This window comes from Streptococcus sp. oral taxon 431, assembly GCF_023110115.1.
Taxonomy (GTDB): domain Bacteria; phylum Bacillota; class Bacilli; order Lactobacillales; family Streptococcaceae; genus Streptococcus.
On sequence record NZ_JALDVP010000001.1, the window covers coordinates 418,210 to 432,381 of the forward strand.

Consider the following 14,172-nt stretch of genomic DNA (forward strand, 5'->3'; position numbering starts at 1 on the left):
CAAAAAAAGGTGACTACATGTTCGATAAAAACAGGGTTTCTATCCAGTTTTCTTAATTTTCTTGGACTAGAAGGTCATATGGAAAGTACTCTAGGTCTTTCAAGCGCTCGTCGTAGATTCCTTTGATTTTGCAGATTTCATCAATAAATATTAAACCTACAAATAATTTGAAGAAAACAAATACTTATAGGAGTACATCCTGATAACCAATTTCAGACAATACGCCATTAACAAATTTTATTCCTATACCATTTTCTTTATCCCAATCACACTCACATAAAAAACCAAACTCTTCAACATTTTCGTCAAAAGTTAAAGGAAACATGATTTTCTTTGGTTGTAACAAAGAATAAATCTTATCTTTGTCTCCAATGATATCTAAAAAATATTTTTTCTCGTTCTGATTCGTGTAACTTGAAACAATATCCGATATTTCACGATTATAATAAGATATAATTGCAAAATTTGCCTCTTTTGCTATTTCATCTAAGTGATTATTGAAAAATCTGTAAGCTTTTTCCTGATTAATTTCAAATTCAGCATCTTCATCCGCATCAATATTGATTTCCAAAACATGGTGCTTATTGAAAATCTCTAGAGAAATATCTTTTGTCCAACCGTAATTAAATTTTATTTTACCAAAAGTCTGATGATTTATTTCCATTGTCTTTTACAACCGTTCTTTCTATCAATATAGCATCGCTAAAAACTCTGTAAAGTTATTAGATACAAACTCTATAGCAGGCTCCAACTCGTAGGATTCTTCGTGGTACCAGATACAAATACTCGGATTTTCAGCATCCTCTATATAATTTAGACAAACAAAATCACCCCCAAACAATGTTGCTATTGGGATTAGTTGCATTCCGACATAATCTTCATCAAAGACAATGCGACCTTCCAATTGTGTACTAACAACTCCGATATCATAAGCCTCTTCTGCCTTCTCACCTGAAATAGCTAGTATGGCTAAAAAGTGCTCGATTACTTTCTCATTATTCCCAAAATGAAAATACCGTTTTGACGGAGTCAATCCATTTTCTTTCTTTATAAATTCCTTATAATCATCAGGTAGTCGAACTTTCCACGCTACTTCTCTTTCATGCAATAGAGCATCAGTTGACATAGGGGAGATGATTCCTTTTTCTACATCATGTTTTAACAAATCAAAATTTAAATTCTCATTCATAATATTTGTCCCAACTTACATTTCATCTATATAGGATTAAAACTCACACTACTATTTCTCCATAATGGAAAACCGTTCATTCTTTTGATATTTTTGATTGAATATTTCCAGTTGCTTCATTGGTTTTAATTTAACAAGACCGTTTGGGAAAGTGATACTGTTGTTCAATTCCTTTTGAAAAAGCTTAACTCCCTTAGAGATTGCTTGTGCAACTGTCGACGTATGGATGGTAAAGCTAGCTATGTTTTTTTCTTGCATAAAAAGGATTGCATCAAAAAACAAAACCGAAATATATAAATCAACGACAGAACTCTGTGATAACTCTATAAGACTGCCTTCTAATATATCTTGAATCTTGTCAATATCATTCTGCTTGTAGAAATACTCAGTTAACACTTGGCAAACATCTGTTGGAAAAACATCTGGTACAGAGCTCGGAGGCTCTATGCGATATCTTTTTTCACCTCGCAAAATCCCTGCAACATTGCCAGCTTGGATGGCTTCTAACAAGAGTTTTCTGTAATTTTTCATTTGATAATCTCACTTATCTCCAATTTCGAAAAGGCTTAGTTTGTTCTCTCCAAAATTTATCATTTTGGAGTTATCAAGATTAGTTTCCGCTTTTTAATCGCTACTCGCTAGAATTTCAGCCCCTTCAGGTAACATTTTTTCCAGTTCGGCCTTTGTGAATAACCCTTGTGCTTTAGGATTTCCTCTTAAAGCTTCTGGATATTGCCTCAAGAATATTCTATCAGCTTCTTCTTGTGTCACATTCGGTGGCCAACGATCAGTCTGAAGCTTACTTAATACTTCTAACTCCGTTCTTTCCCCACTCTCTAGTAAGGCAAATAACTCATTTGGTAATTCATAAACCACACGCTGAGGGGCAATTCCTCCCTCCTCAGTAACGTAATAAAGATGATTACCATCTCTCCAGATATGCTGACCGTAACCTTTTACTTCTTCAAACTGGATAACATCTTCCCATTCTAGTTTTGTTGGTTTCATTATATCCCTACTTTACTTAAGTGGTGATACATAATTATCTGGAAGTTTGCCTTCAGATTCGATCCAAATCTTCTCTGCAATGGGCATTAACTCTTTTAATTCTTCTTGTGTAAAAAGTAATTGATTTTTCGGATTAGCTATCAGTATCTTTGGTCGTTCTTTGGCTCTTCCCCTTTTTATTTTATTGATTTCTTTTTCCGTTGGGGGCCAGCAATCGTTCTTTACTCTATAAGATACTTCTCGTAATGTTTTCTTCCTACTCTCCAGCAAGGAAAATAACTCGTCCGGTAATTCATAAACAACTCGTTCATCCATCATGCCACCTTCAATATTGACGATATAATACTGATTATTATGTTTCCAAACTTCTTTTCCGTATCCATCGACTTCTTCAAACTGGATAACATCTTCCCATTCTAGGTTTGTTGGTTTCATTTATACATTCCTTACTTAAGTGGTGATACATAATCATCTGGAAGTTTACCCATTGATTCTATCCATTGTTGTTCCGCTTTGGGAATAAGTATTTCAAGTTCTTTGTTACTAAAAAGCAACTGATTTTTACGGTTGGAAATCAGCACAATTGGCTTTTTTCTAGCTCTATCTTTTCTAATTTCGTTCTTTTCTTCTTCCGACGGTGGCCAAGAATCGTGTTTAATCTTCCAAGATACTTCGCGTAGTGATCTCTCTCCACTTTCCAGTAAGATAAATAACTCATTTGGTAATTCATAAACAACACGCTGAGGGGCAATTCCTCCCTCCTCAGTAACGTAATAAAGATGATTACCATCTCTCCAGATATGCTGACCGTACCCTTTTACTTCTTCAAACTGGATAACATCTTCCCATTCTAGGTTTGTTGGTTTCATTTTATACCTTCCTTATTTAAGTGGTGATACATAATCATCTGGAAGTTTGCCTTCAGATTCGATCCACTGTTTCTCAGCAGTTGGAATCAATTCTTCAAGTTCTTCCTTAGAGAACAGTTTCCTATTTTCGGGGACATCTATCAAAGAAGCTGGATATTTACTTATAAATTTTCTTCTAGACTCTTTTCTCTCTTCTTCCGTCGGTGGCCAAGAATCGTGTTTAATCTTCCAAGATACTTCTAGTGGTGTTCTCTCCCCACTCTCTAGTAAGGCAAATATTTCATTTGGTAATTCATAAACCGCTAACCAAGAAGCCACGGTTCCTTCTTCTAAAACCAAATAATACTTGTCCTCATTTTTCCAGATTGACTTCCCGTATCCATCGACTTCTTCGAACTGGATAACATCTTCCCATTCTAGTTTTGTTGGTTTCATTTTATATCTCTTTTACTTAAGTGGTGACACATAATCATATGGAAGTTTACCTCTCCAGTCAATCCACATTTGCTCAGCAATTGGAATTAATCTTTCAAGCTCTTCCTGAGTAAATAACTCTCTAGTTTCAGGTAAATCAATTAATGATGTAGGACTCTCTTCTATGAATCGTTTCTCACTAGCTTTCTTTTCTTCTTCCGTCGGTGGCCAACGATCGGTCTGAAGTTTACTTAATATTTCTAACTGCGTTCTCTCTCCACTTTCTAATAAGGCAAATAACTCGTTTGGTAATTCATAAACTACACGCTGAGGGGCAATTCCTCCCTCCTCAGTAACGTAATAAAAATGATTACCATCTCTCCAGATATGCTGACCATAACCTTCTACTTCTTCAAACTGGATAACATCTTCCCATTCTAGGTTTGTAGGTTTCATTAGTATTTCCCTTTTCTTATATCTCTTTTAAACTAAACTTGTAGAGCATTCATAGTATTTTTAATTTGGTATTTCAGCATGATAGAACTACCTTAAAAATCAATGTTAACGTTTTCCATTATTATACCATACAAGCGCTTGATATGAGGGGTTTGCTAGCAAAAACTAACAAAAAAACACTGAATTTTCAGTGTTCCTTTTGTTTCTTTATGTTTCTTTACGCTTCTTGAACGCACCCTGCAAGCATCGAACTAAGGCTTGGAAACCCTATTCTAATAGGCTTTTGAATACTTTTGGTCAATTTTTGGTCAAAATAATTCTATTCTTTATCCAACATTATTTCCCTGACAACTTCATATTCTTTATCAATAACTTCTTGCAACACGTGACCATAAGTCCTGATAATCTGCTGTATATCCTTATGACCAAGCAACCTTGCAACTACCCAAATATCAATTCCATTCGCCAACAAATATGATCCATAAGTGTGTCTACCTGCTGTCGCTGTCATATCCTGACTTCCTATTCCTAATTCATCTAAACAAACCTTTAGGCTTTTATTTAAACCTGAATTAGTAGGTATTTTATATCTTCTATCATAGAATACTAGATCATGTTTCTTCAATTCTTCACGATCAAAAAGTATCTTGTCCTGTTCCACTTTCAATGATTTTAAAACTTGTATTAAATCATCATCAATAGGAATTTCTCTAATCGAAGTTTTTGTTTTAGGAGGTGCAAACTCCTGCTTATCTCCTATATATCTCCGATATGTTCTAACTGTTTTATTTTCAAAATCAATATCAGACCAGCAAACTGCCATACCTTCACCAACCCTGAATCCAGTCTTAAATAGAAAATATAGCAGATATGGTATCACAGATTCCCTATAATTAAACTTCGACTGTAAATGAGATAACAAATCTTTATATTCAGAAATACTATGAACATACTTATCATCTATATTCCCAGCTTCCAAACCATAGATTTTAACATCTTCTGTAATATCTGTTATCTGCAAGCCACTTCTTTGACTAAATTTAATCGTTGACCTTATATCAGCATTGATTCTCCGTAAATGATCCTTCGTCACACTTTCTCCAAAATCATTCAAACGTGACTGATATTCCTGATGGTTAAGGCTCATAGCTGGTATATCTGAGAATAGTTTTTCTATCACCTTACCTCTTGAATAATACCCTTCCTTCGTTCCATTCGCCTTTTCTGAAGGCAATATCACAAGATCATACCAATCTTGCCACAATCCATACAAGGTAGCCTTACTATCAAATCTAGCTGTATAATTTGATTGAAACAGCCTACGTTCTTTCTCTTGCGCTTCATTCATAGCTTCACGCTTCGTCTTAAAGCCTGAATTTGTCGCAACAACTTTTCCTTGCTTATCAAAAATTCGATAATCCCAAAGTTTACTTTTCCCACGTTGTCGATAACTTGCCACAATTCCCCCTTCCTAAATAGCAATCATCACTATTCCATTATAACATCAATAATATTCTTTGATAGTTTTTATCAAAATATTCTCTAGTTTTCCTTGCAAGGAATCTATAAGGTGAACCCTTTGTTTTTGGATATAACACAAAACCATCTTCATTCTGCTCAATATCCACTTCTTTTTTAATTGCAGGATTCAATAAAATATCATTTACTAGCTTAGTCTTACTAATTGATAATAATTCCTCAACCTTATCAATCGTCCACCATTGACCGACTTCTTCTTTTTGAATCAAATCTAAATACTCAGATCGACTAATCAGAACCATATCAGCAGGAATCGGAACTTCAATATTAAACACTTGTTTCTGCTCTTTCATTTTTTTACCTCACACTAAATCACGAACATTATTCGAATACCTGGTTGAACTTTTCGTACCTTTTTCCGAATATTATTCGAATACCTGGTTGAACTTTTTGCACCTTTTTCCGAACAAAATTGCCTGGTAAATTAACATTCATAATCAATATCTCTAAAACAACAAAAAAACAAGCCATTTCTGACTTGCTTTTTTACTATTATTCTTAATATGCACTATTTTGGTATTCATTCCATAACGCCTGAAGTTCATCTGCATTTTCTAAAACATACTGTCTTACTATTTTCATATCTTTTGATTTTAATTTTCCATCTCGAAGTTCACCATTTAAAAACATTGATCCAACTTCTTCACCATGAATATAAATATGAATATGAGCCATCTGACCTTTATGGTTATGTTCATTCGGACGAATTTCAATACCATACTTCAAAAAAGAATACTTAGGCATGTAATAACCCCACGTAGTCCTTCCACGTTTCAAGGTAGTTATCACGATTTAATTCAATTTGTTTTTGCGCAAATCGTATATCATAGTCTGCTAAATCTAAATTTTCCACAACTTCACCTGTAAGAATACTAAATGTTCCAATCAATTCATCATCATCATACATACGCAAAATTGGATTGTTAGGATTTTTAGAAATATCTTCTTTAGTTACTTCTAAATTTGTAACACCAAACTCTTTAATCATGATTCCTTCTCCTTTCACTTTCTTTTATTATATCATTTTTTCTAAAATTGTCACTTACACTAATTATTCAATTCCAACAGTTCACTTTCAACACGTTTCAAAACTACTTGTACTTCTTCTGTCCCACGATAACCTTCGAGAGAAGCTAACTGACCTTCTATTCTTCCTAAAATACGAATCACCTTGTCTAGTTCATTATTTTGTTTAGGCTTAGAAAGTTCCTGATTCGCTACTGTCAACCTTGTTACTTCTTTATGCAATTTTGAATTTTGAAGCACAACTTCTTTCATAAAATCCATTGTTTCCAGGATCTCTTTAGCACGTGAACTATTTTTATATAAATTTTTTCTAGCTTCTTTTTCATACTTCATTTCATCAGAAATATATTCGGTATCCTTTTTGATAGAAGCATGTTCTTGTGACAAACGATCATGTTCTTTAGATAAGCCAATATGCTCACTAGATAAGTTCCTATGCTCACTAGATAAGCTATCATGTTCCATTTCACGTTCTTTTGACAATGCCTTCATTTCAGCTTTTAGACCACTATTATCTCTAGCTAATTTAATAGCAATACCAACTAATGAAGCTATCGTTGCAACTATTCCACTAAATGTTATCCAATCCATAATTGAATACTCCTCAATCATTTTTTCTCCTTTCTATCTTATCATATTTCTTAAAAAGAAAAAACAAGGTAGGAACTACCCTACCTTGCTATTTTTAATCAAATTTACGCTTGCCAATCACAGTTGCAATCAATCCTACAAATCCCCAAATAGTAGTAAAAATTGTACTAGCTGTTCCAGTATTCGGAAGGACTTTTAACTGACCTTCTTTATCTTTCAAAGCAATAGTACCATCTTTTTGCTTCACAGCACCTACTTCATAAGGCTCTTTTTCTGCATAATCACCTTCGCTTATTTCAACAACAACTTTTCCTTGATTCGTTGAAACTACTGTATGACCAGTATTTGTTTCAATAGGCTGTTCCTGAATTTCTTCTTTGGTCACATTCAATGGCTGCGGAGTATCTTGTTCTTTTACTCCAACATTTTCTTCTGCCTTTTGTTTCTGCTCCTTAATTTCAGGAGTATCTTCTACAGTAGGCTTCTTATCTTCTTTTGGCGTTTCTTCCTTCGGTTTGTCTGATTGAGTAGGTGAATCAACCACAATGCCTTTACTGTCCTTCTCCTGCTGTTTCTCAGAATCACCGCCCAAATCCAAATTATCATTTACTTTAGGCGCTGGTTTTTCTGCAGGCGCTTCTGATGGCTTGTCTTTTTCCGTAGGTGTTACAACAATACCATCTGTTTTATCATCAATAGGATTCTCACTTTCACCACCAATCACAACCGTTGACGACTTGTCTTCCTTTGGTTTCTCCTCCGTCGGTTTTGTTTCCGTTGATGGAGTTGCTACAATGCTTGTCGTATCATTTGCGACCTTACTATCACCACCAAGTGAAAGTGTATCTGCAAAAGTTGTTGTTGCTGAACTCAAGATAGCTACAGACAACAATGTTACAAATTTCTTATTCATATTTTTTCCTCTTTTTCTTTATTTTCCAATCACATAATAAAAGTTTCTTGCTTCTTCAGCACCAAATACACGATAATTCGTAATACCTGTTCCTTGCCCACTTTGAACAAAGTTACATTCTGAAATCAGGATTGATCCATCATCCTTCACATCTTCTACGAAGGCTACGTGACCATAAGTAGGGTGACCTCCAGCTTGCCTTCCTTGAAAGCTAACTGCCGAATGTTTCGTAGGAGTATTCGTCACTTCATACCCTGACTTATGCGCCCAGTCTTGACCATTACCCATATATGGATCAAACTCTATTCCAAATTCCTTAGCTCGATTGAATACATACCAAGTACATTCTCCGTAAGGATAGGATTGAGTGATATAACCTTCTTTGGTAATTTCCTTGTCAATCGAATAGCCGTTTGGTATCTCCATCGCAACTGCTCCAGGAGCAATATCTAAGCTACCAGCTATCGCATTCCCACTAGACGAGCCATCCGATTCGATGGTTCCCTTAAAGACTTCATACCACTTCTTACTATCCTTCTCCAGCTTTTCTAGCTTAGTCTGTCCGTCTGATAAGGAAACCCCCTCATAATGTTCAGACCAATACTTGGCACTTTCAAATGAATCAGTTGCTTTTTGCATGTAGTCTTTTACTTTTTTATAGCCATGATTCAACTCATAGGACATCAATTCTAGTTGAACTGTACTATCTAACGTTCGGGAGCTTGCATTCGCCCATCGATCACCATTGATTGTATTTCCATCCCAGCCTGACCACTGAAAATAGCCAGCAACTCCACCTGATGGATTCGTTAGTTTAGGATCAAAGTCACTTTCTCTTTCAGCATTGGCAAGCGATCCACTAGCACCCTCTAAAGTAAATTTCTCTTTAGAGAGTTGCCAGTTTAGAATTTTAATGACATCTTCTGCACGTTCAACAGAGATATTCGCTTTTTGAGCCACTTCTTGCGCTGTTAAACGTGTTCTCTTTCCAGTCGTACTACCTGACGAACCACCAGCAGAACTCGTAATCAATCCACCAAGAATAAGCATCAAAAACAAAAAAGAAAGTATCGGTAGAAAAAAGCTTAGCAGGGCAAAAGTTCGTCTAGTCTTTTTCATCTACGTAGCTAACCTTTCTTGTAAACCAAGTCTACCTTTTTTCCTTTGTAGTTTGCGGATTCTTTCTTTGCGTTCCAAGCGTTTCAAAGATGGTAAATCATTCGTTGCCTTCCATACACCATTTTCAAATTTTCTTGCCTTTAGTGTATTACCTTTTATTTCCTGCTTTCTATACATGCTTTTACGAACTCTATTTTCTAAAGTCTCGTAATTTTCATTATTTATACTTCGCTTATTTTTATCCTTTTCTCCATAGTTCTTAAAATACTCAACTTTCATCTTGGCTCGGTCAAGCATTTCTCGTCTATGTGCCTTCCTCCATTCAACTTTTTTAGCACGTTTTATCTTACGAGCCATATAGTCATCATTTTGTGGAACTTCCATTTTGGCTAGATTGCTTCTTTTTTCCAAGCGACTTTCATTCCAGTTTTTCAACGGTTTTGCCTTATCACCGACCCATCTTTGAGCATTATTTTTAGTGATTCTTGCTAAGGATTTAACACGGTTAGGAACTCTATCCCCAACTTTTGTCGCAAATGTTTTTGCCCTTTGCTGCAAGTTCATCCGATTGCCTAGGTGACCTAATCGACCTCTTGTCAAACTAGAAAGAGGATTCCCCTTTCCATTCATAAAGGATAGAAGGTTGTGTCTATTCTTAAATAGCCACCAAATCACAATACATTTCAAAAACGTTGCTACAAGACCAGGACCACCACTAAAATCTTCTATGAAACTTGACATATTTCCATAAACAATCGGAACAATAACACTTGCTAGACTGATTGCTGATGAAATCAATAAGAAGGAGATACCTTTTTTAGCAATACCACTAAAATAATGGTTAAACTGCGGAAACAGGCTTAGAATTAAAGCAAATGGTAATATCAACAACAAAAAAGCATAGGAAAGCAAGATCAGTACTCGACCTAGCCCCATCGAGAGATACACAATTCCAACTACAACAACATCAAAAATTGAGGTGAGAGCATAAGTGAATTTATCAGACCACTCATCTACCAAATTTTGACCTTTGACATCTTCTGTCTCGTTTTTATCATTCTTTTTGGTAAGGGCTTTGATTTCTTTATCTGATAACTTGAAATTTCCTTTACCTTCCTGATAGTTAGTCAAATCTTGAAAATCTTCCTCTGAAAGATAATAATTTCCCTCACTATCTTTTTTGGAGTTCATATTCTTGTATGCAGGGATAATCGTTGAGTTAAAATAGCTTTCAGCCATCGAAGTATCTACAGTCCCCACCTTTTTCACAATCTCCGTCTGAAATTCTCTTGTAATTTCATCCGTGACATTATATAGATGAATAGGAAAATAGCGCTCAGGACTGCCATTGATTGAAATTTTGGTGAAAAAACCACCAACAACAGCAAAGACCAAGCCTAGTTTCAAAGCCGTTTTGAAAACTTGTCCGCCTTTAACCCACACAGACAAGATATAGACAGCCATAAAAACACCTGCGATATATTTTGTCGTTGCACCAAACAAGACAGAGAAGACAGCACTTGCCATTTCTACAACCTTATTCAAGAAAGGCGATACATCCGTCATTTTTTCAACCGCAGATACTAAACTTACGATTATTCCAAACAAAAACTTAGAGAACCAGAAAATAGCTTGAACAACTTTATTTATCCAGTAATTCCCAACCTCGCCAAGACCAAACAAACCTTTGTCAAAATAGACATAACTAGTCAAGCGTTTCATTTTTGTCTTGAAATTGGCATAACTTAATTTTGTATTGGCTTTTTCTTCCTCTTCCTTCTTTTTCTTCTCTTCGTCTTGCTTTCTTTGAGTTTCCTTGACACTATCAGCAACACCTTGATTGGCATTCGCACCGACAACATCCGAACTTCTTTTCAATGTATCATCAGTAATTTTTTCCAAAGGATCTTTATTTTCAGATGGACTAGGTTTAACAATACTAGAACTTGCACCTGTATTACCACTATTAGGGAGCGTTAAGCCATCACCAGAACTAGATGAGCTTGTCGAAGAAGATTTATCCTTTACAAAAGCTGGAGTTTCAGATAATGTACCATTCGGAAGCGAAACTGTTCCTATATCTGCGAAAGCCAACAATGGAAAGAGAATAGAGAGTAAAAAAACAAACAGAGCTAGTTTCTTCTTCATCTTTTCTCCTTTACTAACCTGTAGACTTCAGATTCGTTGTAACAGTTTCAAACAATGGAGTTATCGAATCATATATCGTACCATCCACTGTAATTCTTTCTCTTCGACCAAAAACGTCAGAGAAGATACATTGACCCATCGTCTGATTTTCAACCCATGCCTTAGACAAATCATCTTCTTTGATTTTAAGATGTTCCAAAATCGAAGAAGTTTCACTATCTTCTGAAAAGGCAAAAACTGTACCAAAACCAGTACCATCATCTTCAGTTGAAACATCTTTTACAGACTGAGTTGCCAAAACTAAGAAATTATTAAACGAACGACCTGTACGCTTAATTCTAGCCAGCAATTGACGACCGCTAGGAGTCAACGAAATTTGCCAAGCCTCGTCCACATACAACAAGGTTTCTTGTGTTCTATCTCTTTCTCCAAAATCAGCACAGAAGAACGTTAAACCATACATGACCGCAAGACTTCGTAATTGAGTATCTGTCATATCCTCATAATTAGAAGTTTTAGGCATGTCCAAGCCAGCAATTTCAAAAACCGTAATCTTATTGTCCGACTGCAAAGACTTATTAGAACCATCCGAGAAGCACAATTTCAACAAGGTGTTTTCCCCCATTTTTGATAAATAACGACCAATTCGTGCCACATCTTTGTCTTTCTCTTCTTCAAAAGTCTTAAACAGATGTAACATTCCAACCGTTTCGCCATTTTGTTTTCTAGCCCAGACCTTGTCAATATTTTCTAACAAATAAGATTTCAATTTCTTAGAATCCTCTTTGTCTAAAACAGTCGAGATTAAAACTGAAGCAATTTCTGTCAACGTCGTCTTTTCATCAATATAAGCAAATGGATCCAGAACTCCAATATTTCTATCTTCCTTCATATCCAAGGTTACAAAATGAATAGATTTGATATACTCTTGTACTTCTTTATGAATATTCTGTTCCTCATACTCTTTCAAAATCTTCATATATTGTTTTCTCACTTCAGTTTTAGGATCAATATAAGCAGATTTGATTTTTAAGAAACTATTCAAGGTAAACAACAATTTCATCAAAAACGATTTCCCATTTCCAGTCGCTCCAGTAATGGCAACATGAGGATTATTAGTAATCTTATCCTTAATCCCCATTTTATTCGCCTGTAGCAAGTTTGAAAAGACTAGACGATTACTTGCTTGTAAGGCTGCCATAAAGTCACCACCCCAACTCGCAATTTCATTGTCTATTCGTGCAATGGGAAAACCAACCTTGTTTCCTACCTCTTTCGTGACAAAAAACATATTCTGACAGAAGCCTTCCAAAGAAGTATATTGCACATAACTTTCACGTTTTTTATCCAACAATTCTGTAAAGCGACCTTTGTAGAAAAGATACAATCTATCCGCATAACCTCTTGCAAGAGAACCTCCTAAGTTAGCTATGAGCTTACTTAAAATATCATATCTTTCCTCAATCTCATCCTCATCATCGCCAGTCACAACCAAGAAATGGAGAAATTCAACCATTTTTTCTTTACTTTCAACCTTTTCTTGATAATCAACCAACATTTCATGAGCTTCTAACACTTCCAAACGTTGAATATCGCCATCTTCCTCAATTTCAGCAACCACATTCCCCAAATTTTTACGTTTGTTTCTTGCTTTCTTTTTAGAAGAAGAAACTCCCTTATCTGCCGAGAACGCAACTTTATAGATACTTTCTACAGGAAAATCTAACAACTGCAATTCTTCTTGTAGATGAATCGAAGATACATTTCGAGGATAGTCCACAATTGGAAAACAAGCGACCAAATTATCATCATCTTTATTCTCCAGGCGTAACACTTTGTGATTCTCAAAATAAATATTTGTATCATCGATATTATCCATACAATTCTTAATTGCATCTACTTCTGTTTCCTTGTCATAAAATTGGCCTCGTAAGAATTGTAAACGAGCCAAAAACTCCAACTCCGTTTTTTCAACTTCACGAACCCTCAATTGATGCAAGGCACTTTTTAAAGCATTCTTTTTTAGTTGCCAATCCTCATACCAATTCAGAGGAGGTAATTCACCCAGACCAAGCAACTTCAACGTTTCTTTTTTGTAGAAAGACACGCTGTCTTTTAAAGTCGAAACTAAGTCTGGACTGATATTGTTTGACTTCAATGGAACAGAGATATAATGCTTGTACTCAAACAAAAACTCTATCTCATCCTCAATCTTTTCTTGCAGACTATCCATCATCAAATTTGCTAAAGGAGCTGTACCACTATCTTGGTCAATATCTTGGCGCAAGAGTTCAAATCGCTCATACAAATCTATTGGAATAGGAATCGTATGCAATTCAAAGTCACCATAGACCGATATTTGACTAAAAGCTGAAAAAGCGGTTTGTTTAAACCGCTCACGCCCCCTCTTGTCTATCGTAACCAAAACTTCACTAGGAACTTCAAAGACTGCAAAAACACCACCATTTTTACGTAGTATCAAACTGTCCGCAAAGTCCCAGTAATTACTCGTAATTTCCACGATAAATCCTTTCTATTTTTACATATCGTTTACCTTTATTTACATAATACTTTTTACCATATCTTCCGTAATGCCAAAAATAAAAAATGTAATCACGAAGATAAATCACTATCGTTTTACCATCGATTTTATTATTAGTCAGAATTTTCCCCAATTGCCAGCCTAAAGCAGAACCAATAACTAAGCACCAACCCCACTCAAGAAAACCTACTGACATCAGGAGAAAAAAGAAAATTGGAGTAAAAAAGATAAAATATAATAGAGTCGACATCTCAACCGCAAAAGGCAAACTAAAATTATCCGATAACTCTTTTACAAATATAGGCTGGTCAAAACCACGCTTATACGAAAATAATTGTTTCTCTTCTTTTTCCATAGG

18 protein-coding genes are annotated in these 14,172 nt (G+C 35.4%); all 18 read right to left on the reverse strand.

Features of this window, described 5'->3' with window-relative positions; all coding sequences use genetic code 11:
* Positions 1–184: 184 nt before the first annotated feature.
* The 18 genes from M1F91_RS02245 to M1F91_RS02330 all read right to left on the reverse strand — a co-directional run bounded on the left by M1F91_RS02245 (position 185) and on the right by M1F91_RS02330 (position 14,169).
* On the reverse strand, positions 185–664 hold the full coding sequence (locus tag M1F91_RS02245; protein WP_247912462.1) for a hypothetical protein: 480 nt from the start codon (positions 662–664) through the stop codon (positions 185–187).
* 24 nt (positions 665–688) lie between these two features.
* On the reverse strand, positions 689–1,189 hold the full coding sequence (locus M1F91_RS02250) for an SMI1/KNR4 family protein (protein WP_247912463.1): 501 nt from the start codon (positions 1,187–1,189) through the stop codon (positions 689–691).
* Positions 1,190–1,240: 51 nt separating this feature from the next.
* Positions 1,241–1,720: a hypothetical protein gene (locus tag M1F91_RS02255; protein WP_247912464.1), complete on the reverse strand. Its 480-nt coding sequence runs from the start codon at positions 1,718–1,720 to the stop codon at positions 1,241–1,243.
* Between the two features lie 93 nt (positions 1,721–1,813).
* A complete protein-coding gene (locus M1F91_RS02260; RefSeq protein WP_247912465.1) occupies positions 1,814–2,197 on the reverse strand; it encodes a hypothetical protein in 384 nt (127 codons plus the stop codon).
* Positions 2,198–2,209: 12 nt separating this feature from the next.
* A complete protein-coding gene (locus M1F91_RS02265; protein WP_247912466.1) occupies positions 2,210–2,632 on the reverse strand; it encodes a hypothetical protein in 423 nt (140 codons plus the stop codon).
* Between the two features lie 11 nt (positions 2,633–2,643).
* Complete coding sequence (locus M1F91_RS02270; RefSeq protein WP_247912467.1) at positions 2,644–3,066, reverse strand: hypothetical protein; 423 nt, start codon at positions 3,064–3,066, stop codon at positions 2,644–2,646.
* 12 nt (positions 3,067–3,078) lie between these two features.
* Positions 3,079–3,501: a hypothetical protein gene (locus M1F91_RS02275; protein WP_247912468.1), complete on the reverse strand. Its 423-nt coding sequence runs from the start codon at positions 3,499–3,501 to the stop codon at positions 3,079–3,081.
* 12 nt (positions 3,502–3,513) lie between these two features.
* Positions 3,514–3,936 (reverse strand): hypothetical protein, encoded by a 423-nt coding sequence (locus tag M1F91_RS02280; protein ID WP_247912469.1) that lies wholly within the window; start codon positions 3,934–3,936, stop codon positions 3,514–3,516.
* Positions 3,937–4,255: 319 nt separating this feature from the next.
* Positions 4,256–5,395 (reverse strand): site-specific integrase, encoded by a 1,140-nt coding sequence (locus M1F91_RS02285; RefSeq protein ID WP_247912470.1) that lies wholly within the window; start codon positions 5,393–5,395, stop codon positions 4,256–4,258.
* Between the two features lie 37 nt (positions 5,396–5,432).
* Positions 5,433–5,768, reverse strand: coding sequence for a DUF771 domain-containing protein (locus M1F91_RS02290; RefSeq protein WP_247912471.1), 336 nt, complete (start codon positions 5,766–5,768; stop codon positions 5,433–5,435).
* A gap of 205 nt (positions 5,769–5,973) precedes the next feature.
* A complete protein-coding gene (locus tag M1F91_RS02295; protein ID WP_006150004.1) occupies positions 5,974–6,219 on the reverse strand; it encodes a DUF4160 domain-containing protein in 246 nt (81 codons plus the stop codon).
* Positions 6,212–6,463, reverse strand: a complete 252-nt coding sequence (locus tag M1F91_RS02300) for a hypothetical protein (protein WP_016466026.1) — start codon at positions 6,461–6,463, stop codon at positions 6,212–6,214. Before M1F91_RS02300 ends, M1F91_RS02295 begins: the two co-directional genes overlap by 8 nt.
* A 59-nt stretch (positions 6,464–6,522) precedes the next feature.
* The gene (locus tag M1F91_RS02305; protein ID WP_247912472.1) at positions 6,523–7,113 is read right to left on the reverse strand and encodes a hypothetical protein; all 591 of its coding nucleotides are present in this window, start codon (positions 7,111–7,113) and stop codon (positions 6,523–6,525) included.
* A gap of 73 nt (positions 7,114–7,186) precedes the next feature.
* Positions 7,187–8,005, reverse strand: coding sequence for an LPXTG cell wall anchor domain-containing protein (locus M1F91_RS02310; RefSeq protein ID WP_247912473.1), 819 nt, complete (start codon positions 8,003–8,005; stop codon positions 7,187–7,189).
* An 18-nt stretch (positions 8,006–8,023) separates the two neighbouring features.
* Positions 8,024–9,124 (reverse strand): phage tail tip lysozyme, encoded by a 1,101-nt coding sequence (locus M1F91_RS02315; protein WP_247912474.1) that lies wholly within the window; start codon positions 9,122–9,124, stop codon positions 8,024–8,026.
* Complete coding sequence (locus M1F91_RS02320) at positions 9,125–11,272, reverse strand: hypothetical protein (protein ID WP_247912475.1); 2,148 nt, start codon at positions 11,270–11,272, stop codon at positions 9,125–9,127. It abuts the gene before it with no gap.
* Between the two features lie 13 nt (positions 11,273–11,285).
* Positions 11,286–13,793: an ATP-binding protein gene (locus tag M1F91_RS02325; RefSeq protein WP_247912476.1), complete on the reverse strand. Its 2,508-nt coding sequence runs from the start codon at positions 13,791–13,793 to the stop codon at positions 11,286–11,288.
* On the reverse strand, positions 13,777–14,169 hold the full coding sequence (locus tag M1F91_RS02330; protein WP_247912477.1) for a TcpE family conjugal transfer membrane protein: 393 nt from the start codon (positions 14,167–14,169) through the stop codon (positions 13,777–13,779). Before M1F91_RS02330 ends, M1F91_RS02325 begins: the two co-directional genes overlap by 17 nt.
* Positions 14,170–14,172: the final 3 nt, after the last annotated feature.